Genomic DNA, 24,921 nt, shown 5'->3' on the forward strand with positions numbered 1-24,921 from the left:
TTTCGTTGCCTGTGTTTCTTTCAGGAATCTATTGTCCCATGAACTCCCGGATATGTCCGATTGCAGTTTCCATAGTGGCGGACACATCATCCCCGGCAGTATACAGTCCATACCCGCGAACCACCTTGAAATCGAATCCATACAGCTTGAAAAATTCGGAATACCGCTCGATCACATCATCGTGTCGTCCTTCAACGTCCGCCTGCGTCAGGATGAAGATCATCTTCTTTCCCTCGGGCAGTCGGGTCACGTAGGGGAAATCCCGACTATAATCCACGTCAACAAAGGACCAGGTGCGGTCTAGGAAGGTTTTGAACTGGCCGGAGGTATCACCGTAGTAGACAGGACTGGAGAGAAGCACGATGTCAGCGTCGTGCATGCTGTCCAAGAGAGGGGTGAGGTCGTCCTTCAGGACACACTTATCGTTGTCCCCGTGACACTTCTCACACCCCTGACATCCGCGATAGGTCAGGGTATTCAGGTAGTGGCTTTCTACCTCTGCCCCCAGCGCCACGGCCTCCTCGGCACATGCATTGGCAATACGGGCACTGTTTCCTTGCTTACGCGGACTTCCCATGATGTTGATCAATTTCATTGTGTTCTCCTGATGAATGGATGGTGCTTTACGTCTCTAGGTCATACGACCTAGTCGCTGTCAGGAAACAACTAGGTCGCTTGACCTAGGCTGTCAAGGAGCGTACTCACATTTTTATCGAACTCGAACAATGAGGAAGAAGACCACATGGGTGCAGACCTGGAAAAACTGAAGAATCCCAAAGTACAGCGAATCATTGCCTGCGCGCTGCAATTGTTGCGGGACCACGGCGACCACGGTCTGACCATGCGTCAGGTGGCCGTATGCGCGGAGATGTCTCTGAGCAACGTCCAATATTATTTCAAGAACAAGAACGCGCTCCTCAAGGGAGTGGTCGCTTATTATTTCGAGGAATGCGCAGCGAGCTTCAGAGATCACATGGCAAAGTCCGCAGGCAAGTCCGTACGGGAACAGGTTGCGGCCATGTTCGAATACATGCTGGTGAACGACACCGCGCCAGCGATATGCATGATTTTCCGTGAGGTCTGGGCTATCGCTTCCCGAAACGAGGAAGTCGATGCCTATATGAAGGGGTATTACGCCGAACTCGCCGAAACCCTGTCAGGGACTTTTGCCCATATGGGGGCCGATGACAAAGCCGCGGCCAAGGCAGCGAGCCTCCTGCTTCCCTACCTCGAAGGCTACTCCATATCCGGAGCCTGCCTGCCACTGAACAAAGACGAGGTCACAGCCATGCTCATGGAAATCATCATGTCCATGCTCGGCGAGCAGGACTGATCCTTCCGGCCATGGTTACCTTGAGGTAACTCCTTCCAATAATCAGCGAAGCTGGTATGAAGGATCACTCAATGATTCAAGCATCCAAGGAGTGAGCATGCTTCAATTCAATGTAGATAAGGACCTGTGCATCAAGTGCGGCGAGTGCGTCAACGACTGTCCGTACATGATCCTCGACATGGTCGATGAATACCCTGTGGTCAACCCGGACAGGGCTGAAATGTGTATCCAGTGCCAGCACTGCCTTGCCGTCTGCAAGCCCGGTGCGCTCTCCATTTTCGGGCTGAACCCGGCCGACTCCCGATCCCTCAAGGGCAACCTGCCCGACCCGGTCAAGGTGGAGAATCTTCTTCTGGGCCGACGCTCCACCCGTCGCTACAAGCAGGAGCCGGTGGACAGCGAACTGCTGGACTCCATCCTCGAGACCGTGCGCATGGCGCCCACAGGCATGAACCGCAGGACCACCCTCCTCACAGTTGTGGATAATCTGGAGGTCATGGAAAAGGTGCGGGCCTCGGCCTACGCCGAGCTCAAGGCCGCCGTTGACGCAGACCAGCTGCCGCCCGAAATGGAGCTGTTCAAAGGCATCTCTGATGCCTACGAAACCAAAGGGATTGACGTCCTCTTCCGCGGCGCGCCCCACTTTCTGGTCACCTCCGCGCCCACGGAAAACCGATCCGGCACAGTGGACGGCATCATCGCCATGACCTACTTCGAGATGCTGGCCAACAGCCACGGCATCGGTACGGTCTGGGATGGTCTGGCCAAATGGTCCATGACCATGGTGGCCCCCAAAACCATCGAGCTCCTCGGCATCCCGGCCGACCACGAAGTCTCCTACATGATGGCCTTCGGCAAACCCGCAGTGAAGTATCACCGCACGGTCCAGCGCCCCGGCGGCGGTGTGAACAAGGTAACATCGTAAATCCCGACAATAGACACAAAAAAAGCCGGGCAGGATAACCTGCCCGGCTTTTTCATTGCTCTATCGTGTGCTCTACATGGGGGACAGGTTCTGGAGAACCCAGACCACGCGGCCCACGGTGCGCTCGCTCATCTCGGCAGCCGGGATGGTGAGGTCGGAGTACTTTTCGTTCTCGGCCTTGAGCAGGAAGGAATCGCCCTGCATGAAGACGCGACGGATGGTCAGGCCCTGGTGCGGGAAGTAAACCGCGCACAGGTCGCCGTCCGGGTGTTCGCTCTGATCGGTGTCGATGCCCACGAAGGCACCCTTGCCGATGACCGGCTCCATGCTGCCGGAGTCGATCTTCACGACCTGCAGCTTGGGGCGGCAGAAGGATTCGGGAACGGACAGTTCTTCGATGGCCTTGGGAGACCAAGCATCGGCGTCCTTGTCTGCACCGGCCATGGTGGAGACGGGCAGGACACGACCGCGTGAGTTCATGCGGCCATAAGGAGCCGGGCTTTCACGCAGCAGGGTGTCGGCTGCGATCTTGCCTTTACCGGAATCAATATAGGGAGTGCCGGTACCTTCACCCAGCCAGTCGGGGTCGAGACCGTGGCTGCGGTACAGTTTCAGGAACCATTCAGCAGGAATGGAACAACGGCGCTTGGCATCAGAGATGGAAGACTGGCGCACATCCAGGACTTCGGCGAGCTGCACCTGAGTGCGGGCGCCGGTAGCCTTCTTGATACGTTCGAGTGCTTCCTCGAACCATTTCAGCTGCGCTTCGTCGCATTGTCTCTTCTTTTTAGGCATCAGGGGTCCTCTCTTCTGCATTCTGACATTCTTTCGCCAGTATGCAGTATTTTATTCGCTAGTCAACGACTAACCTGTTTTTTTAACTTGAAAACCCGGTTTAATACTTGTCGTCGATATAGACGCACCAACGCTTTCAGGGTGAACCGGGAAAATCTCCCGGCCAATTTGGGAGAAAGCCCCACTTCTGTCAAGCCCTTTGTTGATTAATTTAGTCAACAAAATCAAAAAAAGTGCGGCCTGCCGAAGCAGACCGCACATATTTCACAGGGTTATGACTAAATTAGACTACTGCATATATTGCAGGAACGGACTCTTGGGGGTCAGGATAAAGCGGGAATTGTCCTTGAAGCCCTTGGTATAGGCTTCAAGACTCCGGGTGAAGGAGTAGAATTCCGGCGACTGACCGAGGGCGTCGGCGTAGATCTTGGTGGCCAGGGCGTCGCCCTCACCTCGTACGATCTTGGACTTCTTGTCCGCGTCGGCGAGGATGATGGAACGTTCCTTGTCAGCCTGGGCCTTGATCTTGGCAGAGGCTTCTCGACCCTCGGAGCGGTACTGCTTGGCCTGACGTTCACGTTCGGCCTTCATGCGGCCGAAGATGGCGCGGGCGTTCTCGGCGGGGAGGTCGGTACGCTTGATGCGCACGTCCACCACCTCGATGCCGTAGGGCAGGAGCAGCTCCTTGGAGCGCGTGGTCACAGCCTCCATGATCTCCTGACGCTTGTGGGACACAACCTCGATGAGGGTGTAGCGACCGAGGGCAACGCGCAGCTGGGAACGGACGATATCGTCAAGTCGGGCCTGCGCGCCCTGAATGGTCCGCACCTTGGTATAGAAGGTGAGCGGATCAATGATCTTCCACTTGGAGTAGGAGTCCACGTTCATGTACTTCTTGTCAGTCGTGGTGATTTCTTCGGGCTTGGCGTCAAAGTCCAGAATACGTGCGTCGAAGTAGACCACGTTCTGTACCAGCGGCAGCTTGAAGTGCAGACCGGGGCCGAGCGCCTTGTCGGACACCGGGCGGCCAAGCTGGATAACGATGGCCTTTTCGGTCTGGTCCACGGTAAATGCTGACTGAGTCAGGGCAATGGCCCCGATCAGGACAGCGAGAATGAGTGCGATGGTAGTCGATTTCATATTACACCACCTGCCTTACTGTTTCGCCTTGGGAGCAACGGCGTTCTGACGCGGCAGCTGTCCCAGGGGCAGGTACGGTATTGATTTCTTCAGGGCCTCATCCGACATGATCAGCTTCTCGATCTCGGGGTTCTGGAGGATGCCCTCCATGGCTTCGAGATAGAGACGGCGACGGGTGATGTCCTTGGCCTTGTTGTACTCCTTGAGCACGGCCAGGAAGCGGGAAGCCTCACCTTCTGCCTGACGGACCTTGGACTCCTTGTAAGCCTGGGCCGCATTGATAATGCGAGAAGCCTCGCCTCGAGCCTTGGGCAGGATGTCGCGCTGGTAGGCCTCGGCTTCGTTGATGAAGCGGCTCTTGTCCTCACGAGCGGAGGCGACATCCTTGAACGCGTCAACAACCTGTTCCGGCGGATGCACGTTCTGCATCTGCACGGCAACAATGCTGATGCCGGTCTGATAGGAGTCGAGAATCTCCTGCATTAGATCACGCGTCTGGACCTGAATTTCCTGTTTCCCTGTGGTCAGAGCGTCATCAATCTTACCCTTACCAATGATCTCGCGCATGGCGGCCTCGCCTGCGTGAACAATGGTCTTGGTCGGATCATAGACATTAAACAGGTATTCCTTGGCGTCCTTGATCATGTATTGGACGATAAACTGCACGGATACGATGTTTTCGTCACCGGTGAGCATCAGCGCCTCTTCAGGCACCTCGCGGCTCATGCCCTGCTGGAAGGCCTGGCTACGGGCCCGGCCCGTGGACCGGAAACCGAACTCGATACGACGGATCTGCGTGACCTTGGGGGTCACGACTGATTCCACCGGATAGGGGATGTGGTAATTCGGGCCCGCAGTGGTGATGCGGTTGAATTCGCCGAACTGTTTTACCACGCCCACTTCGTCAGGTTCTACAATGTAGAAGCCCGAAGCTATCCAGAGGACGATGATGAGAGGAAGGATGAGTTTCCATCCGGGCAGTTTGAACCCTTTGAATTTGTCAAACTGCTCCTGGAAATCATCGAAGCTCGGCGGCTTGCCGCCACCGGGGCGCCCTTGTTGCTGCTTTTGTAATTTGTCCCAATCCCAATTCATAATACCTGTGAAATAGGCTCTATGGCGAATCAGGTCAAGAAAAGTCGGTGAAAACAGGACAGGTGGTACATTTCTCTCCACTGAAAAATATGTCACACTGGCAACAACGCCGGAGACACACATTTCCGCGACCGCCATGAAGACATTCGAAAGGGGGGTTCGTGCTTCGATATTTTCTTGGTTTAGCCCTCTGCTGCATCATATGCATGCCCACGACTGCCCACAGCGAGAAATGGTTTTCCATCGGTGTGGAGGGCATCGATTACATGCCGTATTTCAACGGCAAGGGCAGTGAGTACAGCGGCTTTGCCCGCGAGTTGCTTGACGCGTTTGCCAAGCGCCACGACTACCAGTTCCAATATACCGCCCTCCCGGTGCGGCGACTTTATCAGGAGTTCATTGAGACCAGACAACTGGACTTCAAGTTCCCTGACAATCCCCACTGGAGAGTCGACATCAAGAAAAGGACCAACCTGCGATACTCTTCCCCGGTCTGCGACTTTGTGGACGGCATCCTTGTCAACAAAAAGGACCTCGGCAAAGGCATAACCCATCTCAAGACGCTGGGCATCATCTTCGGCTTCGACCCGTCACGTCACCTCGAAGGGCTCGACGAAAATCAGGTCAAACTCGCGCCCAATACAAATATACAGAGCATGGCCCGCATGACGCTTTCCGAACGCATCAACGGCTTTTACGCCAATATCGCCGTAGCCAATGCCCAACTGAAAGAGATCAACGCACAGGATGACATCCTGTTCGACAAATCCCTCCCCTACCGCAAGGGCAGCTATCACCTCTCTACCATCAAGCACCCCGAAGTGCTGAAGCAGTTCAACGACTTCCTGCAACAGGAAAAGCAGCTGGTGGACAGCCTCAAGGAACAGTACGGCATCACCGACGTCAGCGACTAGACGGCAAAGCCCGTCAACACCTGATTCCACACCTTTCGCGCCTCTGTGCGCTTCATAAATTCTATTTGCATTATAAACAGTTGCACCTCTTCATGTAGTTGCCGACGAGTCCAACAACGTGATAAAGGAAACCCGGTTTGATCCGTTCGGCAACGTTCTGCTCGACACCAATCCGGCCTTCCGCATTCCTCTCGGCTTTGCCGGAGGCCTCCAATGCGTATGACAATTGGAGCGAATGGAATTACGGAGACGGCCCGATGAGTACCGTCGACTTCGCCAAATCCGTTGGGCTCGGAGCCGCAACAGGAGCAGCGAGTACCTTAGGAGGAGGACTTGCGACCACGCTTCTACTTGGTGGCGGATCAGCCGCAATGAATGAAGCAGGAAATCAGTTGATCAAAAAGGGCACAATCAAAGATGGTGGCAAAGTTTTTGCCGCCTCAATTCGTGGTACAGCAGGTGCTATTGGTGGCAGATTCGGAGAAAAGATTGGGAAGAACATTGGTCGGATATCTGCCCCTAAAACAATACCAATTAAACCAGTCAAAAATGCAAGCAAACTTGGCGCAATCACAAGCTCATCAACTACGACTGAAGGCGTCAACATGTTGCTTCAACGTTTCCAAGATGGAGAGAACAATTCATGGTAGGACAGATCGTATTGTTACTTAACAGTGCAGTTTGCATGGTTGGAGGGATAATGTTCCTCTGCGATTGGTACAAAACACGCAATATCGATTTACGTCCATTCTCTTTGAGAAGATTTTTGTTTTTTGAAAAGGGATATAATCCAATCGAAAAACTTTTACTGGCGATCCTCGGCCTCACAACAAGTGTATTTACGGCTTACATCGCCATATTGATGATATAAACTCAAAGAACTTAGTGAGAGTCAAAGTGAGCACACGATTGAACATCTTTGCATTATTTTTTAGTAGACAACTTATTATACTCTCTGAAGAATATTTCCTTTAAGGATCTCATTCTTCTGTATGCATAGATTGAACAACACTGAATAGAGGACTCTCAATCGTATACGTGTGTAGTACTTTCGCCCTCTATCTCGCAAAATGCGCAAATGCCGTCTTATCTATTTTGTAAGGCGGCATTTCACTCTTATTTTGAAATTACGCCCCGTTCACGGCCCGCTGGACCACCCCCGACCCTATGGGCGACGCTGGCGGCGATGACGACTGGTACGGGTATTGTCTGGATGACCCTGTGAATGGAGTGGATCCGTTGGGGTTGTTTAGATTTGGGAAGCGGCCTCTGAGTTTCCTGCCCAAGAGTTGGCACGCCATTAGTGCGGACGGCTCCATTGCTGACAAAGTCAACCTTGAGCCTAAGCATGAACATGGATTCTATGAAGACGGAAGTGGTGACAATATTGGACTCGGAGAAAGAGGACAAATGACCCAAGAAGATATTTCTAATTATCAACTTGAAAATAAATACTATGATGACAAACGAATGAGACGCGCACAGAAGACAACTGTTTTGGGGATTTACAATACCTGCGGTATTGGCGGGGACAAGAACAATTGTCAGGACTACGCTGACAGACTTCGCGATCGATACGAACTACTCTATCGTGGCGACAAAATGAGATAACAATAATGTGGGCTAAGACCACAATTCGTCTTAGCCCGCTATGGAGTCATTATGAAAAAGGCAGCACTATTCATAATACCACTAATTATGTGTGCAATATATCTATATAATACGAATCAATTTCAGGCTTTCTTTGCATCCAAGTCATTCTACGCAAACATCGTAGATGTACCCTTTGATGTCACTTCTAAGGGTAAGCAAACAACACTTCCATTAAAGCACAAATTCAATACTTGTTATGATTTAAGCATAGCCATCCCCGGAAGAGAGGCTTTAGACTCCCGATATGAAGGCAAGGGGCAGTTGGCCTATCAATTCATATCCGAAGGGACCGTAATTGCAGATGGAATCACCCAACCTGTACATGCACAAAAATGGACTGGGAATGAGCGAGCTTCAATATGCAAGCTAATGGTTTTCGATCTACCTTTCCCAAAGGCCTCCGATGACCTTGTCCTCAGACTTGAGGTAACGGAACCCTTTGATTTTTTACAAGAGCACAAAGACAACACTTTTATTGTCATTGCTCCCAACTACAGTTCGAAATTTGATGAATGCTATGATGAAGACCTACGGATTACGCAATAACCCTAGCACAAGACCACAACCGCCACCATGGGCGACGCTTACGGCGATAACGACTGGTATTTTGACAGATAAAGGAGCTCGTTTGAGAATTAAAATATGGGAGATATTTATTGGCTTAGTCATGACTATTCATGGGGTAGGCATGATAGTAACCGGAGATTATAGCTTCAAAGGATGGCCAATTTATGGGTGGGTTGCTTATGCCTATGCCTTCGTAGGAATATCAATAATACCTATTGCTTGGTTCCTCCGCTCTCCTTCTCGTAAAAACAAAGAGGATCAATAACTAAAGCCGCCCACTGTCTGGCGAGGCTACGACCCATTCACGGCCCGCTGGACCGCCCCCGACCCCATGGGCGACGCTGGCGGCGATGACGACTGGTACGGGTATTGTCTGGATGACCCTGTGAATGGAGTGGATCCGTTGGGGTTGTTTGCTTTCCTGTTACCATTTGCAGCAGGCATGGCAGGAGTTGCGAAAGCAATACCAACTACCGCTGCAACAGTGATGCGTAACCCGGATAAGTTGGCGGCAGGGTCCAAAAGTGCTGTAGACTTTGCGTCTGGTGCATTTGATCCAGGCCCTCCTCCATTGTCCTGGTTTGGATTTTGGGGAAACGGAGCGCGAAAAGCATATGACGAATATGACGACTTCAAAAAGAGAAAGTAATGCGTGTAAAATTTTCTGAATTAGGACTAGGAATAACCTTCATAGTCGCGGGGACATTCGGTTTGTTAAACGACAATATGCACCATTATGGTGTACCAATAATGTACCCCACACTATTCGCATGGGCGCTGATCTTGGCTGGTGTAGCCATTCCAGTTACAACATGGTTCCTCCGCTCTCCTTCTCATAAAAACAAAGATGATCAATAACAGAAGCCGCCTTGCCTACTAGGCGAGGCGGCTTTTCTGATCCCGCCCACTGTCTGGCGAGGCTACGACCCATTCACGGCTCGCTGGACCGCCCCCGACCCCATGGGCGATACAGGCGGCGATGACGCCAAAAGGACATTTTTTGAATTATGGCTTTTAAAGCCAAAAAACTACGCGGATCAACCCTAATCGCGATAGCTATTATTTCCGTTGGAAGGGAGCTCTTATCAGGACAATACTCTGTCGGAATGGGCTTGGGTGTATTTTGTTTGCATTGCCTCTAATTATTTTCGAAGTAAGACTCTACAAATCTCCCAACTCTAAACACACGGAAGACAAATGACCCCTCACTCTAGCCCAATATTTCCGATCTTCGTCTTTGAAGGCCATGATCTCAGCGTATTTCTTTCCGAAGACAACCTGAGCAACTACTTGGAACACTACGACGTCATGGACTCTCTTTTTGTAGGCTATGATTTTGATGGTAGACAGTTGGAATTATATTTCGAAGAAGACAAAGTAGTAAAATGCAGACTAGTCAACGAAGTTGACCAGTCTGTTGTACTTCAAGGAAAGCTCGCAGAGGCCTTGGAAGACACAGCGTACCGCTCACAGCCTATCAATGAACTTATGACAAAGGTTTATGCTGTAGCTCTGTTCTCAGAAAAAGGCTTCAATTAACAAAACCTAGCTTCATGACGGACAACGACACCAACGCGACGAGTCACAAACGTAGCTTCTGTACTGGGGATTATATGCGAGTAAAATTATGGGAATGGATCGTAGCTCTTCTTTTCGTTTTTAATGGCAGCCACATGATTGCGACAGACAATTATCAGGTCAGGGGACATTCGGTATTCCCATGGGTTTCCTATCTATTCATAATATTAGGAATTGCCATTCCTATAGCGTTCTGGTTTCTCCGCTCTCCTTCTCGTAAAAACAAAGACAACAAAAAATAAGGAGCACCCAAACCTCCTTTCATTCTCTTTCCTTGAATTGTTCCCCCTCACAAGGCACACTGCGGCCATGAAACCTATCAAGCAGCACATCTTTCGTGCATACGACATACGCGGCCTTGTGGATGAAGACTTTGACGTCGAGTGGGTAAAGCAACTGGCACGCGCCTGCGGCACATGGTTCCGCCAGCAGGGGTGGGACCGCGCCCTGCTGGGGCATGACTGCCGGGCCTCGTCGCCCGCCTATCAGGCAGCCATGGCCGAGGGGCTGGCCGAGACCGGGCTGGACGTCATTTGTCTGGACCGCGTGTCTTCGCCCGTCTTCTACTTCGCGGCCAAGCATCTCAATTTTCAGGCCGGCATCATGATCACGGCCAGCCACAACCCGCCCGAGTACAACGGTTTCAAGGTGTGGGGCGGCGCCACCACCATCCACGGCGAGGCCATTCAGGAAATTTTCCGCATCTTCGAGTCCGGCCAGTATGACTCTGGCTCCGGCCTCATCACCCGCCACGACATCATTCCCACCTACAAGGAAGACCTGCTCTCCCGCTGCAAGCTGGAGCGCCCGGTCAAGGTCGTGGTGGACGGCGGCAACGGCACCAGCGGCGATCTGACCGCCGACATCCTCGAAGCTGCCGGGGCCGAAGTGGTCCGCCTCTACTGCGAGCCGGACGGCAATTTCCCCAACCATCACCCTGATCCGGTGGTGGAGGAGTACGTGGAAGACCTCAAGGCCAAGGTGGTGGAAGTCGGTGCCGAGGCTGGCATCGGACTGGATGGCGACGGCGACCGCATCGGGGCCGTGGACGAGACCGGACGCCTCATGTTCGGCGACCAGTTGCTGGCCATCTATGCCCGCGACCTGCTCAAGGAACTCCCCGGCGCAGGCGTGGTGGCGGACGTAAAGTGTTCGCATCTGCTTTTCAAGGACGTGGAAGACCACGGCGGCACGGCCGAGATGTGCATCACCGGCCACTCCATCGTGAAAAGCCGCATGATCGAGACCGGCGCAGCCATCGGCGGCGAAATGTCCGGCCACATGTTTTTCTTCCACGGCTACCACGGCTTTGACGACGCCACCTACGGCGCACTCAAGCTGGCCGAGATCATGTCCAAGACCGACAAGCCCCTGTCCAACTATCTGGCAGACTGGCCCGTCACTTACAACACCCCTGAAATCCGCATGGACTGCCCCGAGGCCATCAAGTTCGACGTGGTGGCCAAGGCCCAGACCTACTTCAAGGAGCGCTACGAAGTCATCGACATGGACGGCGCGCGCGTGGAGTTCGGCGATGGCTGGGGACTGTGCCGCGCCTCCAACACACAGGGGGCGCTGGTGCTCCGCTTCGAGGCCGAGTCCGAAGCCCGGCTGGCAGAAATCCGCGACACCATGGAGACACCCATCCTCGCCTGGATCAAGGAGTTGGGAGGCTAACCCTTGGACACCCTGCGCTTTTTCACCGGCATGTTCCGCAGTCTCCGCACGTTCATCCTGCGGCGCGAGGTGGAAATCGTTGGCCAGTGCCACATGTGTGGCAAATGCTGTCAGGACATCGTCATCCAGGACCAGGGCAACTGGCTGACCAGCAAGCGCAAGTTCAAGAAAATCTGTGAACAGGAGCCCGAATACGAACGGTTCCGCATTCTTGGCCGTGACGGGAAAGGACACCTCCTCTTCGGCTGCAAACTGCAGAATGAGGACGGCACCTGCTCATGTCATGAAGACAGGCTCTCTTTATGTAGAAATTATCCGTCCAAATCGATATATTACCAAGGTGCGTGGATCGAACCGGAATGCGGCTACCGATTCAAATCGATCAAGTTCCGCGACGTTTTCACCCGAAAGAAGCCCTTGCGAGCCCCACGGTTCTCCAAGGTACTGGATCAGGAAATCGAACAGGCCGAAAAGAAGCGATAGACATGAAAAAGCTCATCTTCATTCTCATAGCGGTGCTCCTCACCGGCGGTGGCGTCTGGTATTTCACCCAATCCGGCAAGGCCGACAAGATCAAGGTCCTCGACACCGCGGTCATCAAACGCGCCGACGTCTCCAAGATTCTGGAGGCCACCGGCATCGTCAAGGCGCAGGTGGGCGCGCAGGTCAAGATCGGCGCACAGGCCACCGGCGTGTTGCAGACCGTTCCCGTCAAGGTGGGCGATCACGTCAAGAAGGGCGACCTCGTAGCCGAGATCGACTCCCGCGAACTCCGCGCCCGTATCGCCGAGGCCACTGCCAATCTCCGGCAGAATGAAGCCAAACTCCGCTACATGGAGAAGAACCTGCCGCGTAAGCGCACCCTCGTGCGAAAGAAGCTCGAACCGCAGGATTCCCTTGACCAGGCCCAGCAGGACGCCGAGATGGCCCGCCACTCCGTGGCCTCTGCCCGCGCCAAGCTCCAGACCCTCAACGTCCAGCTCTCCTACACCAAGATTTATTCGCCCATCGACGGCGTGGTCTCTCAGGTGGCAGCGCAGGAAGGCGAGACCATCGTCTCCGGCCTGTCCGTCTCCAACCTGATCACGGTCCTCGACCCCACCCGTCTCGAGATGTGGATCTACATCGACGAGACCGACGTGGGCCGTGTCCAGATCGGCCAGCCCGTGCGCTACACCGTGGATGCCTACCGCGAGAAGACCTTTGAAGGCACCGTGGACCGCATCTATCCCGAGCCGGAAATCCGTGACAACATCGTCTACTACCGCGCACTGGTCCGTGTCACCGGCGAGCAGGCCGATTTTCTGCGTCCGGAAATGACCACTCAGTGCAAGATCATCGTCGAGACCCGCAAGGACGTGCTCGCCATCCCGAACAACGCCCTCAAGTGGGTGTCCAACCGACAGGTCGTGTTCGTGGTGGGAGATGCCAAGGCAGAGCCGCGCGAGGTACAGCCTGAGCTCGGTCTGCAGGGACTCCAGATGAGTGAGGTGCTCAGCGGCCTCAAGCAGGGTGACAAGGTCGCCACCCAGCTGGTCCTGCCCGGCACCAAGGTCAAGAAGAAGGGCAAGTAGATGTCCTCTGCCATCGACCTCAAGGGCATCACCAAGACCTTTTCCCAGGTCGCGGACAAGAAGGCCAAGAACAACGGCGAGCTGCCGGGCATCGAAGTGCTCAAAGGCATCACCCTGTCCATCGACAAGGGGGAGTTCATCTCGTTGCAGGGCACGTCCGGCTCAGGCAAGTCCACGCTCCTGCACATCATCGGCCTCCTCGATCGTCCCACCGACGGCACGTATCGTCTGCTCGGCAGCGACACCGCCACCCTCGACGACGACCATCAGTCCGATCTGCGCAATCTCTCCCTCGGGTTCGTGTTCCAGTCTTTTTACCTGATCCCCTATGCCACGGCCCTTGAGAACGTCATCCTGCCCGGCCTCTATTCCGGCAAGCCTCGGGCCGAGTTGCAGGCCCGCGCCGAATCTCTCCTTGAGCAGGTCGGTCTGGCCGACCGCATGGATTTCCGGCCGTCACGACTTTCCGGCGGGCAACAGCAGCGCGTTGCCATGGCCCGCGCCATGCTCAACGAGCCGGATATCGTCCTCGCCGACGAACCTACCGGCCAGCTCGACTCCGCCACCTCCACTGAGATCATGAAGCTCTTCCACACCGTGCACGAGGCCGGAAAGACCCTCGTTCTCGTCACCCACGACGAAGACGTGGCCAAGGAAGCCGGGCGCATCATCCGGTTGAGCGACGGCGTGATCGTGGATGATATACGGGGATAGAAGGGTAAAAAAGGCAGGAAGGGATGCCGCTGCGCGGCGATTGTCGGGTGATTTCGCCTCCGGCGGGCAAGGACTCGCGCCCTTGCATCCCTTTGTGGCTTCGCTGATTTTTTATAACCAGACCTGCCTCGGCCGCAGGTCATAACGAGACACAAGGCGAACTCCCACCTCACCTCCACCCGCGCGGATGCGCATACAAAAAGTTTGGGAAAAGGAGGGGATGGGGGTCTGGGGGAAGGGGAGGAAAGAACCCTTCTCAAAGGGTTTTTCCTCCCCTTCCCCCAGCCGCCGGAGGCATTCTTAATGACACCACGCCTGCTCACAAGGATAACGAACATGGGGTTTGAAGCCGTCTGGGCTTTCAAACTCCGATCGCTGTTTGTTGTGCTGGGCGTGGCTCTGGGCATTGCCAGCCTCACCCTCATCGTCACGGCGGTGGATGGCGCGAACAGAAAGGCCATGGAAATCGTCGATATGTTCGGCCCGGACTCGGCCCTGATCTTTGGCGGCAACTTCATGAAACGGGCCGTGGGCATGCGCACGCTGACCCTCAACCGTGAGGACGCCAAACGGGTGAAGGACTCACTGCCGGGCGCGTATACGGTCATCCCCATGCGGGCCAAGGGCGGCCAGACCGTAAAGCATGGCAACCAGAACTATCAGGATGTCCTGATCATCGGCGCCACCAGCGGCTACAGCAAGGCGTGGAACTGGCCACTGGCCGAGGGACGCGACCTCGCCGACGAGGATGAAGCCAAGGGCGCCAAGGTTGCGCTGCTGGGAGACAAACCAGCCACGGAACTGTTCGGCGACGAATCGCCCGTGGGCAAGGTCATCTATATTTCGAACATCCCGTTTCAGGTGATCGGCAGACTCTCTTACCGCGGCTTCACCACTGGCGGCGGCGGGGATATCGACAACCGCATCATCATCCCGCTGTCCACGCTCATGCAGCGGTACAACCTCGACCGGAAATACTTCCGGGCCCTGCGCGTGAAGTTCTACGAGCCGGACTACATGAGCGCGCATGTTGACAACCTGCGCTCCCTGCTGCGCGATCAACATGGCCTGAAAGATGGCGAAGACGACGACTTCACCATCCTGACGGCAGACGAGGTGCTCAAATTCATCGCCATGTTCAAGGGCGGCCTGACCATCTTCCTCGGCGTCACTGCCACCATCGCCATGCTGGTGGGCGGCTTCGTGCTGGCCAACCTCTTCTCCATCTCCGTGAGCGAACGGGCCGAGGAGATCGGCCTGAAAAAAGCCCTTGGCGCGCGCAAATCCTCCATCATGCTCCAATTCCTCGTGGAGGCCTGCGCCCTGACCATGATGGGCGGCGTCCTCGGCCTGTTCCTTGGGCTGGGACTCGGCCAATTCCTGTCGCGGCTGGACATCCTGACCATCCAGTTCTCTTGGAAGGCATTCTTCATGGCCCTGGCCGGATCACAGGCCATCGGCATCATCTTCGGCCTCAAGCCCGCCAAACAGGCCGCAGATCTCGACCCAATCCACGCACTGCGCGGTGATGGGTAGTAGCCTCGGACTTGCACGAAAGCTCCACCCACGATAGATAATGCAAGTCCGCATAAAGACGGACAAAGGATTACCCATGAGAATCACCATACCCAAAGTGCATGGCGAAAGCCCCAAGGAGAAGGCCATCCGCTCCATCGCCTTGTTGCTGGTATTTGCGGCCGTCATCTGGGCCTTTACCAAGAATAACGAACGCGTGGTGGAACGACTCAATCAGGAGGCCGCGGTCTACGACGAGACCAAGACGCTGGACAAGGCGCAGAAGAAGTTCATCATCTCCTTCACCCGCTCCCTCAAGTCCGAGTTCGGCATGGATTCCAAGATTCAGATCTACGGCGGCGACTTCGTGGTCCCGGATCTTGACTCCAAGACACTGTATATCGGTCTGGCCCCGGCCATCGACGTGGTGGAGATCCGCTTCCCGCCCATGATGCGTCAGGCGCTGGGCGACGATTTCATCAAGCAAATTACGGAGGAAAACTTCCTCCCCTCATTCAAGTACAATGACTGGCCCCAGGAAATACAGGTGGTGCTGGTCAGGATATACGACAAACTCACACAACTGAACGAAGGAAAGACTCCCGTTGAGCAATAAAGTCATCATCTACACCGACGGCTCCTGCCTCGGAAACCCCGGTCCCGGCGGCTACGGCGCCATTCTCATCCACGACGAGTACAAGGGCATGGATGCCTCCAACTACAAGGAGCTCGCCCAAGGATACAAGAACACCACCAACAACCGCATGGAACTGCGCGCTGTCATCGTGGCCCTCGACGCCCTGACCCGCCCGTGCGACGTGGAGCTCTGGACCGACTCCAAGTACGTGCAGCAGGCCATCACCAAGAACTGGCTCAAAAACTGGCTCAAGAACGGCTGGAAAACCGCTGCCAAGAAGCCGGTCAAGAATCAGGACCTGTGGCGTCAGCTCATCCCGCTCATCGAGAAGCACAATGTTGACTTCAAATGGGTCAAGGGACACTCCGGCCAGTTGCTCAACGAGCGCGTGGACGACCTCGCTCGCGGTGCAGCTCAGGGCTCCGACCTGCTCGACGACACCGAGGAATAGGTCCGAGACCGTATATGTCCGCACTCATCGAACAAACACTGGCCAGTCTGGAGACCAACAACTTCCTCCCGTATCTGGCCGATGACACCGAACACGCCGCAGAGATCATCCTCGCGGAGATCATTCCCGACATCTTCCCCGAAGTGGTCTCCTACGGCGATTCCATGACCCTCATGGAGACCGGCGTGCTCGACACCTTCCGTGCCGACCCGGCCATCCGGTTCATCGACACCTTTGAGAAGGGCGTTGACCGGCCCACCATCATCCAGCGACGCCGTGAGGCGCTCCTGTCTGATCTGTTCCTCACGGGCACCAACGCCCTGACCGCAGACGGCAAGCTGGTGAACCTCGACATGGTGGGCAACCGCGTGGGCGGCATTGTCTTCGGCCCCACCAACGTCATCATCACCGTGGGCGCCAACAAGATTGTGCCGGACGTGAACGCGGCCGTGAAGCGCATCCGCGAAGTGGCCGCCCCCCTCAATGCGCAGCGGCACAACAGTAAGACGCCCTGCGCCAAGACGGGCAAGTGTATGCAATGCAAGAGCCCGGACCGTATTTGCAACGTCTGGACGATCACCGAAAAGAGCTGGCCCAAGCATCGCATCAGGGTCGTGCTGATCAATCAGGAACTTGGATTATAGGGTATTGAGCCTCTGTCATGGAGGCTCATCGCCCGTCCCTAAAAAGGCTTTCTTTCCACCCAAACCTTGCGCCTCGCCACGAATAACGGTACGGGATAACGGAGAATTGGAAAAATCCACTCAACCGTAATCCGAACGAACCATGCCGAAACTGAAGACGCTGCTCATCCATAAAGACCCGGAAGTGCGGAACTCCCTGCGCGAAGCGCTGGAGGAAGTGCCGTTCGTTCAGGTGCTGGGCGAGGCAGTGACGGCCTTCGAGGCCATGGAGCTTCTGGAAGCCATTCCCTACGGCGTGTTCTTTCTGGGAACCGACCTGCCGGGCGACGCCTCCGGCATAGAGATGGCCCAGATGCTGGCGGGCAGGAAGCACAAGCCGGCGCTGGTCTTCATCTCGGACTCCGAGGCCAAGGCCTACGCGGCCTTTGAGCTGGGCGCCACCGATTATCTGCTGTGGCCGCCCGCACCGGGAAGGATGGCGCGGACCATCGACCGGCTGCAGACGTTCAAGCAGCGGTATCGCGAAGTCCCGACCCCGACCGCGAACTACGATGTCGACCCCACGCCTCCCGCCGACACCGGCGACGAACAGACCGTGCAGTTGCCGCTGCCCGACGAGGATCAGGATACCTTCCTCGCCGCGCTCAAGGCCGCGTGGGACCAAACCGCCAATCGCAGGCCGGAGATCGACAAGCTGGCAGTGACGCAGGACGGCCGCACCATCCTGATTCCCTATGACCAGATCATCTTCGTGGAGGCGTTCGAGGACTACTCCTACGTCCACACGGCCAATCAGAAATTTCTTTCCTCCCACAGGTTGAAGAACCTTGAGGACCGGCTCGGGCCGCATCGTTTCTTCCGGGTCCACCGCAAGTATTTAGTGAATCTGGACATGGTGACGGAAATCGCGAGCATGCCGGGATCGAACTTCATGCTGCGCACGGCAGGCCGGACACGCATCGAGCTGCCCATCAGCCGCCGACGCATCGCTGAACTGAAAAAAATCATCGGCCTGTAACCGTTTACCCTGCCGCAATGACCGCTGACCGAATTAGGCGGGTATTGCGGCGCAGACTTGTTATGAATGAGACTGGTTCAAGTGCGTTGAACCTACTGACGAAGAACTTCGCCGAAGGCGCGCTAAAAAGTTTTGGAGATTCTCAAGTACCTTTCCCAAAAGGAGCTTGAGCCCTCGGAGAGGCCCCGCTGGCAAACGCCGCCGGAGGCCATCCGCAAAGCGGACTCCCAGCTTGGAGGAATATATGGACCAGTCAGGACAGCTAGACAATCTACTACAGGAAGAACGGGTATTCCGTCCTCTCCCGCAGTTGGTTATCGAGGCCAATGTCAATCCGCAGGAATTGGAAGCGGCGCGCAAGTTCGCCCGCATGGACTCTGTCGGCTACTGGGAAGAAGCCGCTGACGAGCTGGATTGGTTCAAGAAATGGGATCAGGTGTTCGACGACAAGGACGCCCCCTTCTACAAATGGTTCGTGGGCGCACGCTGCAACATCGTCTACAACGCCCTGGACCGCCACATCGAGACTGCCAACAAGAACAAGCTGGCCCTGATCTGGGAAGGCGAGCCCGGCGACACCCGCAAATACACCTATTTCGAACTCTACCGCGAGGTGAACCGCTTCGCCAACGCCCTGCGTTCACTCGGCATCCGCAAGGGCGACCGCGTGGTCATCTACATGCCGCCCCTGCCGGAGACCATCATCGCCATGCTGGCCGCCGCCAAGATCGGCGCCATCCACTCCGTGGTCTTTGCCGGATTCTCGGCCAAGGCCCTGCGCCAGCGCATCAACGACGCACAGGCCAAGCTGCTCATCACGGCTGACGGCTTTTACCGCAACGGCCAGATCATCAACCTCAAGGACACCGCCGACGAAGCGTTGGTAGGCGCCTGCGCCGACTGCGTGGACTCCATGGTCGTCGTCCGCCGCTGCAACATCGGCGTGGACATGATGGACGGTCGCGACTTCCACTACGAAGACCTGATCCGTCAGGAGCGCAACGAGGCGCCCACCGAGGTCATGGACGCGGACGATCCGCTGTTCCTGCTCTACACCTCCGGCACCACGGGCATGCCCAAGGGTATTGTTCACTCTCACGCGGGCTACATGGTCGGCGTTCACCGCACGCTCACCTCGGTCTTTGACATCAAGCCCACCGATATTTTCTGGTGCACCGCCGATCCCGGCTGGGTCACGGGCCATTCCGCCGGCATCTACGGCGCGCTCATGGCCGGAACCACTTCGGTCATGTACGAAGGCCACCCGAATTACCCGCAGGCCGACCGCCTCTGGGCCATTGTCGCCAAGTACGGCGTCACGATTTTTTACACCGCCCCGACCATGATCCGTATGCTCATGCGTTTCGGGACCCAATATCCCAAGACGCACGACCTGTCCTCCCTGCGCATTCTCGGCTCCGTGGGCGAGCCCATATCGCCCGAAGCGTGGACATGGCTCTACAAGAACATCGGCCGCTCCGAATGCCCCGTGCTCGACACATGGTGGCAGACCGAGACCGGCATGTTCATGATATCGCCCATGCCCATCTCGCTGCTCAAGCCCGGCTCAGTCACCAAGCCGCTGCCCGGTGTCGAAGCCGACGTAGTGGACAAGGACGGCAACCCCGTTCCTCCCGGCAAGGGAGGTCTCCTCGTCGTCACCAAGCCATGGCCGTCCATGATGACCGGTCTCTGGAACGACGACGAACGCTACAAGGAATACTGGGAAAAGATCCCCGGCGTCTATTTCGCCGGAGACGTGGCCCGCAAAGACGAGGACGGCTACATCTGGATTCAGGGCCGCGCCGACGATGTCATCAACATCGCCGGGCACCGCGTCGGTTCCGCCGAACTCGAAGCCGCCTTCGGAGCGCACCGCGCCGTCTCCGAGTGCGCCGTCATCGGTGTGCCCGACAAGATCAAGGGCGAAGCAGCCAAGGCCTTCATACATCTCAATCACGGCTTCGACCCCGACGACGAGCTTATCAAGGATCTCAAGAAGACCATCCGCAACGAACTCGGCCCCGTGGCGGTCATCAAGTCCATCGAGTTCCGCGACAAGCTGCCCAAGACCCGCTCCGGCAAGATCATGCGCCGCGTCCTCAAAGCCGAAGAGCTCGGCCACGAAATCGGCGATCTCACCGGACTCGACAGCGACGATTAAGAATGCCTCCGGCGGCCCTTCGGGGACGCTTGCCAGCGGGGCCCAAAGGCCGAGGGCCTTTGGAATCCCATTGGCGATAAAAGCCGAACGGCCTATCTGAACGAACTTGCGCTACGCTTGTTCTTTTCAGATAGGCCGTTCGGCTTTTATCGCGGGGTGATGAATAAGTTGTCTGTATGCGCTAGCGCAACTACCACCTCCACAAACGAAGCCCTGCACCAGCCCTTGATTCAGGGGGCTTAGAAGCTGACCAAGCGGTAGGCAGCGTCTTGTTCGATTTTGCACTGGAGCGCAGCGGAAGTACGCAAAAACGAAAGCTGCCAGCTTGGATCAGATTCTTGCCAACGAATCACAAGGCGGGGATCACACAAAGCCGCGTTTCTTTGGTTCTTTCTTGGGGCGGCTCAGCCAAGAAAGAACCGCCGTCCGCGCAGGACATGGAGGAGCGAAAGCGACAGCTCTCGCGCTTGAAAAGCGCGCATCTCTCCATAGAAAAAGCCGCCCCAAAAGGGCGGCCTTCCTTATCTGATTTCTCTCAAAATTACAGCCTAGTCCCCTGCGCCGTAGAAATCGTCGCTCCTAAACCAATCTGCTTCCCTTCCAAATACTCACCCTTCAAGAAACGATGCAACGCCTCTTCCAACTGATAGTGAGCAACCTGAGTATCAAGACAAGGTCCATGCGGACGCTGGTTCAACACTCCATAAACAGGCAGCGGATAGGTATCCTGAATACCGGAAGCAAGGTCACGATAACAAGCCACGGCAATAATCATGCGGGGACGCATCTGTACCACGATACGGCGGGCAATGGTGCCGCCAGTGGCGATGGCGAGATTGACGCCATACTTATCGTGAAGATCAAGCAACCCGGCGATGGGACACTTCCCGCAACGGGTGCAGTTGTTGATATCGTAGGTAAGGCGACGGTCGCACTTGGAGTTCTGCAGACAATGCGGCATGAGCAGCAGCACGTCCTCAGGCTTGTAACGAGCGGCTTCGGCCTGAACAAGCTCGTTGTTCACGCTGATGAAAGAAAGCATGATGCTCTCCTTCTTCATGCCAAGGCCTTTGCCCAGCAACACCATGAGGGGCAGGAAGAGCTTGACGGTCACACCGCGATAACGCTGTGAGCCGGGCAACGGCTTCTTGTTGACGATATTGAGGAACAAGCCCCAATAGGCCACCGACACAAGGCCGACGAGGAACACGACGATCAGACCGAGCAGCCATGAGACAGCCGGGTGGATGGACTGGAGGCCGATGTACGGCACGATCCACAGAGACATGAGGAACAGGCAGATCACAAAACAGGATCCGCTGATCAGTCCGATAAAAAGGCGCTTACGGGCGCGACGTATGGATTTTTCCCGGTTCATGAAAACTCTAATGCTGGCACTGTCCGTAAATGTTCTCGTCTATCTGCACGGTGTCGGCCACTTCCTGAATGGGCAGCGCTTCGTCGAGGCGTTCACCCATGTAGACGCGCATCAAATTGCGGGCCTTAAAGTCAGGCGTGAGCACTGTGCGGACCAACGCGCGGCCGACCATACCCATCTTGTAGCGCAATGCCGGGTCTTCGGCCAGTCGGCGCATCTTCGCGGCCAGACAATCTGCATCTTCTGATTCACAGAGATGCCCATTGAGGCCGTCGGTCACGATCTCGGGGATACCGCCCACGTTGGTGCAGACCGCGGGCAGACCAAAGTCGAAACCTTCGAGGAGCACGTTGGGCAGGCTCTCCTTGCGGGACGGAACCACCAGCAGGTCGGCGTGGCGAATCTCGTCCAGCACCTCGGCGTGCGGGATGTTGCCGGTCAGACGAAGACGCTCGCGAACAATGGGGGACGCGGAATCCTCGAATCTGGACATGTTCCCCTCACCCACGCCAACACCGATGAATTCGCAATCACGGTAATCGCCGCTGCTACAGAAACGGGAGGCGGCCTGCAGGAAGACGTCGAAGCCTTTGATCTCGGCGGCGTTGCCGATGTAGATAACGCGCAAACCGCGTTTCTTGCGGGGCTGGGGCACGCCGTAATCCGGGCCAGCGTATGCGTTGTAAACCACGTTGAGACGGCTCTTGAGGACATGGTGCTTGCGCAGCACGTCCGCGCACTGACGGGAATTGGTGATGACGCCGTTGGACAGGGCGGTCCAGAGGAAGAAAATATCGTTGGGTCGGGAGATCACGCCACGGTTGATGAAGAGCTTGTGCCCTGCACCCATGAGACGGGCCAGCACACCCATCTTGTAGGCGCGATTGTGGAAGGAATGGACCACGTCGATCTTCTTGTCCTTCACGATGTTGCGCAGGAACAGCCCGGCCTTGAAATAACTACGAAAGCCATCAAAGGGAATGATGTCCACGTCCATGCCGTCCAACGCGCCGATGATGGGCGAGTTGGGAGACAGGATTGCGTGAGTCTTGATGCCCATGTCGGACAGGGCCGCGATGTTGTTGACCATCTGGCGGCTGCCGCCGGAGAGCTTCTCGGAATCCGTGGCAAAGAGCACACGCTTCACTTCAGGACGCTTTCGTTGCAACTTGAAGAACACGCGCGCGGCCGGGGCGTTACCGTACATCTTGAGGCGGGCCTGCACCCATTTGCCAGACTTCTTCTTGCCCACGCCGATACGATTGAGGCGATAGGGATCGGTGCCCTCGGCATTGACCCAACGCTCCAGAGTGAACGCGCCCGCATAGCCGGCCTTCTTGAGTTCAGCCTCGGCGTCGACACCGAACTGGCCCCACGGCCAGCAGAAAAGCTGTTCCTTGTAGCCGTTGAGGTCGCGGAAATATTCGAAGCTCTTGCGGAAATCTTCACGGCAGAAGGCAATGCGATCTTCGGGATTACGAACCACAAAGCGGGGGTCCTGACCACGGTCGAATGTGGGCCAGAAACCATCGTACACGTAGCCGCTGGCCACGTCGTAGGTGGGATAATCCGGATTGAATTCCTTATAGATGGACCACGCAGCCCAGTGACCGTTGGTTCCCATGGTGGCGCACGGACGCAGGGTCCGGAACGTCCCCTGATGACGACAGCCGTGGGAGAAAATCTCCATGCCCTTGTTCAGCATGGCCTTGATCTCACCCTCGTTGACGAACTGGGTGAAGTCACCCTGCATGTGTGCGGCGCGGAAGGCATTGGGCATGGTGTCGTAGGCGGGCATGTTCGCCTCGGTACGCACCTCGCCGGGAACAGTGAAATCCGACAGGCAAAAGAAGGTGCCGGTCATGTTCCGCTTTTCCAGCTCAGGGACGACGTTCAGCCAGTTGGAGATATGGCCGTCATCAAAGGTGAGGACCACGGCTTTCTCCGGGGCCGCCATCTGGCCGCGGGTCACGGCCAGCAGTTCACGCGAGGTGATGGTGCGATATCCGGCGTCAGCAATGGCGTCCAGATGTTCGCAGAAACGTGCCGGCGTGTGGCCGTCCACATCGCTGACGTTGTGATAGCAAAAGACCGGAATGGAAGTACGAAACATGCGTATCCCGGGGCAAAGCCCTATTTGCAGGCCTTCATGTAGCCGCAGGTAAAGGCCGTGGCGTCCATGGCCTTCTTGCCCTGAGGCTTCACTTCAGGCGTCAGATAAATACTGTCCTTGGTAGTGATGGCGAGCTTGCCGTCAATCTCACCCAGAATGGTGCCGGGCTCGATGTTCGGGGTTTCTTCCTCGCTCACTTCACCGGGCGTCACGTTCAGGCGATATTTCTTGCCCTCGGGGTTCTCCCACTCGAAGAAGGCACCGGGCCACGGGTACATTGCACGAATCTGGCAATGGATTTCCTTGGCCGGGCGATTCCAGTCGATCTCGCCTTCCTTCTTCTCCAGCTTCTTCGCATAGGTGGCGATGTCGTGATCCTGCTCGGTGAAGGTGTAGGCACCGGTCTGCAGACGGGCCATGGCCTCGCTGATGCAGATGCCGCCGAGCTTCGCCAACTCGTCATGGATGGTGCCAGCATGGTCGTTGAGACCGATGCGCAGGGCACGCTGCACCATGACCGGGCCGGTGTCGAGCCCGGCTTCCATCTTCATGATGGAGATGCCGGTAACCACGTCGCCATTCTGAATGGCGCGCTGGATGGGTGCGGCACCGCGCCACTGGGGCAGCAGGGACGCATGGACATTGAGCGGATGGATGGTCGGGATATCGAGCACAGCCTGGGGCAGAATGAGGCCGTAGGCGGCCACGACGAGCACGTCCGGCTTGAGCGCGGCCAGCTCGTCGATGTCTGCCTGATCCTTGAAATTCAGGGGCTGGTAAACGTCGATGTCGTTTTCCAGCGCCACCTGCTTGACCGGGGAAGGCTTGCACTGCTTGCCACGGCCGCACGGGCGGTCGGGCTGCGTGTAGGCAGCCACCACCTCTGCGCCGTCAAAGCTCAGCAGGATGCGCAGGATCTCAGCCGCGAAGTCGGGCGTTCCCATGAACACCGTACGCAGGGGTTTGATCTCAACAGTCTCTTGGGGAATGGGGTCGCCGTCTTTCCAGTTGCTCGTATCTATAGGTTCCATGCTCG

Annotated in this window: 26 protein-coding genes; 19 read left to right on the forward strand and 7 right to left on the reverse strand. The window is 56.3% G+C overall.

The window, feature by feature from the left end; translation table 11 throughout:
• Window positions 1-28 precede the first annotated feature (28 nt).
• Window positions 29-595 carry a flavodoxin family protein gene (locus tag HFN16_RS05085; RefSeq protein WP_168889680.1) on the reverse strand — a complete coding sequence of 189 codons (567 nt, stop codon included), beginning with the start codon at window positions 593-595 and terminating at the stop codon, window positions 29-31.
• A gap of 147 nt (window positions 596-742) precedes the next feature.
• Here HFN16_RS05085 and HFN16_RS05090 point away from each other — a divergent pair, with 147 nt between their 5' ends.
• Window positions 743-1,333 carry a TetR/AcrR family transcriptional regulator gene (locus tag HFN16_RS05090; protein ID WP_168889681.1) on the forward strand — a complete coding sequence of 197 codons (591 nt, stop codon included), beginning with the start codon at window positions 743-745 and terminating at the stop codon, window positions 1,331-1,333.
• A gap of 97 nt (window positions 1,334-1,430) precedes the next feature.
• Window positions 1,431-2,258 (forward strand): nitroreductase family protein, encoded by an 828-nt coding sequence (locus HFN16_RS05095; protein ID WP_168889682.1) that lies wholly within the window; start codon window positions 1,431-1,433, stop codon window positions 2,256-2,258.
• A 72-nt stretch (window positions 2,259-2,330) separates the two neighbouring features.
• Here HFN16_RS05095 and HFN16_RS05100 read toward each other — a convergent pair whose 3' ends face one another.
• From HFN16_RS05100 to hflK, 3 genes are all read right to left on the reverse strand, one after another.
• A complete protein-coding gene (locus HFN16_RS05100) occupies window positions 2,331-3,053 on the reverse strand; it encodes a S24 family peptidase (RefSeq protein ID WP_168889683.1) in 723 nt (240 codons plus the stop codon).
• A 288-nt stretch (window positions 3,054-3,341) separates the two neighbouring features.
• Window positions 3,342-4,193, reverse strand: coding sequence for a protease modulator HflC (gene hflC / locus HFN16_RS05105; RefSeq protein ID WP_168889684.1), 852 nt, complete (start codon window positions 4,191-4,193; stop codon window positions 3,342-3,344).
• Window positions 4,194-4,208: 15 nt separating this feature from the next.
• Window positions 4,209-5,288: an FtsH protease activity modulator HflK gene (gene hflK / locus HFN16_RS05110; protein WP_168889685.1), complete on the reverse strand. Its 1,080-nt coding sequence runs from the start codon at window positions 5,286-5,288 to the stop codon at window positions 4,209-4,211.
• Window positions 5,289-5,449: 161 nt separating this feature from the next.
• Between hflK and HFN16_RS05115 the strand changes: the two genes are divergently transcribed.
• The 17 genes from HFN16_RS05115 to acs all read left to right on the forward strand — a co-directional run bounded on the left by HFN16_RS05115 (window position 5,450) and on the right by acs (window position 20,394).
• Window positions 5,450-6,202: a transporter substrate-binding domain-containing protein gene (locus tag HFN16_RS05115; RefSeq protein WP_168889686.1), complete on the forward strand. Its 753-nt coding sequence runs from the start codon at window positions 5,450-5,452 to the stop codon at window positions 6,200-6,202.
• 257 nt (window positions 6,203-6,459) lie between these two features.
• Complete coding sequence (locus tag HFN16_RS05120; RefSeq protein WP_168889687.1) at window positions 6,460-6,852, forward strand: hypothetical protein; 393 nt, start codon at window positions 6,460-6,462, stop codon at window positions 6,850-6,852.
• Window positions 6,853-7,369: 517 nt separating this feature from the next.
• On the forward strand, window positions 7,370-7,813 hold the full coding sequence (locus HFN16_RS05130; protein WP_168889689.1) for a hypothetical protein: 444 nt from the start codon (window positions 7,370-7,372) through the stop codon (window positions 7,811-7,813).
• Window positions 7,814-7,864: 51 nt separating this feature from the next.
• Window positions 7,865-8,401: a hypothetical protein gene (locus HFN16_RS05135; RefSeq protein ID WP_168889690.1), complete on the forward strand. Its 537-nt coding sequence runs from the start codon at window positions 7,865-7,867 to the stop codon at window positions 8,399-8,401.
• Window positions 8,373-8,687, forward strand: a complete 315-nt coding sequence (locus HFN16_RS05140) for a hypothetical protein (RefSeq protein WP_168889691.1) — start codon at window positions 8,373-8,375, stop codon at window positions 8,685-8,687. Before HFN16_RS05135 ends, HFN16_RS05140 begins: the two co-directional genes overlap by 29 nt.
• A gap of 66 nt (window positions 8,688-8,753) precedes the next feature.
• Window positions 8,754-9,071, forward strand: coding sequence for a hypothetical protein (locus HFN16_RS18885; protein ID WP_247648444.1), 318 nt, complete (start codon window positions 8,754-8,756; stop codon window positions 9,069-9,071).
• A gap of 548 nt (window positions 9,072-9,619) precedes the next feature.
• Complete coding sequence (locus tag HFN16_RS05150; RefSeq protein ID WP_168889692.1) at window positions 9,620-9,961, forward strand: hypothetical protein; 342 nt, start codon at window positions 9,620-9,622, stop codon at window positions 9,959-9,961.
• 348 nt (window positions 9,962-10,309) lie between these two features.
• On the forward strand, window positions 10,310-11,677 hold the full coding sequence (locus HFN16_RS05155) for a phosphomannomutase/phosphoglucomutase (RefSeq protein WP_168889693.1): 1,368 nt from the start codon (window positions 10,310-10,312) through the stop codon (window positions 11,675-11,677).
• Between the two features lie 3 nt (window positions 11,678-11,680).
• Window positions 11,681-12,160, forward strand: a complete 480-nt coding sequence (locus tag HFN16_RS05160; RefSeq protein ID WP_168889694.1) for a YkgJ family cysteine cluster protein — start codon at window positions 11,681-11,683, stop codon at window positions 12,158-12,160.
• Window positions 12,161-12,162: 2 nt separating this feature from the next.
• The gene (locus tag HFN16_RS05165) at window positions 12,163-13,251 is read left to right on the forward strand and encodes an efflux RND transporter periplasmic adaptor subunit (protein ID WP_210772235.1); all 1,089 of its coding nucleotides are present in this window, start codon (window positions 12,163-12,165) and stop codon (window positions 13,249-13,251) included.
• The gene (locus tag HFN16_RS05170; protein WP_168889695.1) at window positions 13,252-13,965 is read left to right on the forward strand and encodes an ABC transporter ATP-binding protein; all 714 of its coding nucleotides are present in this window, start codon (window positions 13,252-13,254) and stop codon (window positions 13,963-13,965) included.
• Between the two features lie 336 nt (window positions 13,966-14,301).
• Window positions 14,302-15,501, forward strand: coding sequence for an ABC transporter permease (locus HFN16_RS05175; RefSeq protein ID WP_247648445.1), 1,200 nt, complete (start codon window positions 14,302-14,304; stop codon window positions 15,499-15,501).
• Window positions 15,502-15,577: 76 nt separating this feature from the next.
• A complete protein-coding gene (locus HFN16_RS05180; protein WP_168889697.1) occupies window positions 15,578-16,096 on the forward strand; it encodes a hypothetical protein in 519 nt (172 codons plus the stop codon).
• On the forward strand, window positions 16,086-16,568 hold the full coding sequence (gene rnhA, locus HFN16_RS05185; protein ID WP_168889698.1) for a ribonuclease HI: 483 nt from the start codon (window positions 16,086-16,088) through the stop codon (window positions 16,566-16,568). Before HFN16_RS05180 ends, rnhA begins: the two co-directional genes overlap by 11 nt.
• A 14-nt stretch (window positions 16,569-16,582) precedes the next feature.
• Window positions 16,583-17,212 carry a lactate utilization protein gene (locus HFN16_RS05190; protein WP_168889699.1) on the forward strand — a complete coding sequence of 210 codons (630 nt, stop codon included), beginning with the start codon at window positions 16,583-16,585 and terminating at the stop codon, window positions 17,210-17,212.
• A gap of 142 nt (window positions 17,213-17,354) precedes the next feature.
• A complete protein-coding gene (locus HFN16_RS05195; protein ID WP_168889700.1) occupies window positions 17,355-18,230 on the forward strand; it encodes a LytTR family DNA-binding domain-containing protein in 876 nt (291 codons plus the stop codon).
• 244 nt (window positions 18,231-18,474) lie between these two features.
• Complete coding sequence (gene acs / locus HFN16_RS05200; RefSeq protein ID WP_168889701.1) at window positions 18,475-20,394, forward strand: acetate--CoA ligase; 1,920 nt, start codon at window positions 18,475-18,477, stop codon at window positions 20,392-20,394.
• A gap of 541 nt (window positions 20,395-20,935) precedes the next feature.
• On the opposite strand, the gene HFN16_RS05205 is transcribed toward acs, so the two are convergent.
• From HFN16_RS05205 to fmt, 3 genes are read right to left on the reverse strand one after another with little or no spacing between them, the layout of a single operon-like run.
• Window positions 20,936-21,772, reverse strand: coding sequence for a DUF116 domain-containing protein (locus HFN16_RS05205; RefSeq protein ID WP_168889702.1), 837 nt, complete (start codon window positions 21,770-21,772; stop codon window positions 20,936-20,938).
• A gap of 7 nt (window positions 21,773-21,779) precedes the next feature.
• The gene (locus HFN16_RS05210) at window positions 21,780-23,885 is read right to left on the reverse strand and encodes a glycosyltransferase (RefSeq protein WP_168889704.1); all 2,106 of its coding nucleotides are present in this window, start codon (window positions 23,883-23,885) and stop codon (window positions 21,780-21,782) included.
• Window positions 23,886-23,905: 20 nt separating this feature from the next.
• Window positions 23,906-24,916, reverse strand: a complete 1,011-nt coding sequence (gene fmt, locus HFN16_RS05215; RefSeq protein ID WP_168889705.1) for a methionyl-tRNA formyltransferase — start codon at window positions 24,914-24,916, stop codon at window positions 23,906-23,908.
• Window positions 24,917-24,921: the final 5 nt, after the last annotated feature.

It is taken from the genome of Pseudodesulfovibrio sp. zrk46, from assembly GCF_012516435.1.
GTDB lineage: Bacteria > Desulfobacterota > Desulfovibrionia > Desulfovibrionales > Desulfovibrionaceae > Pseudodesulfovibrio.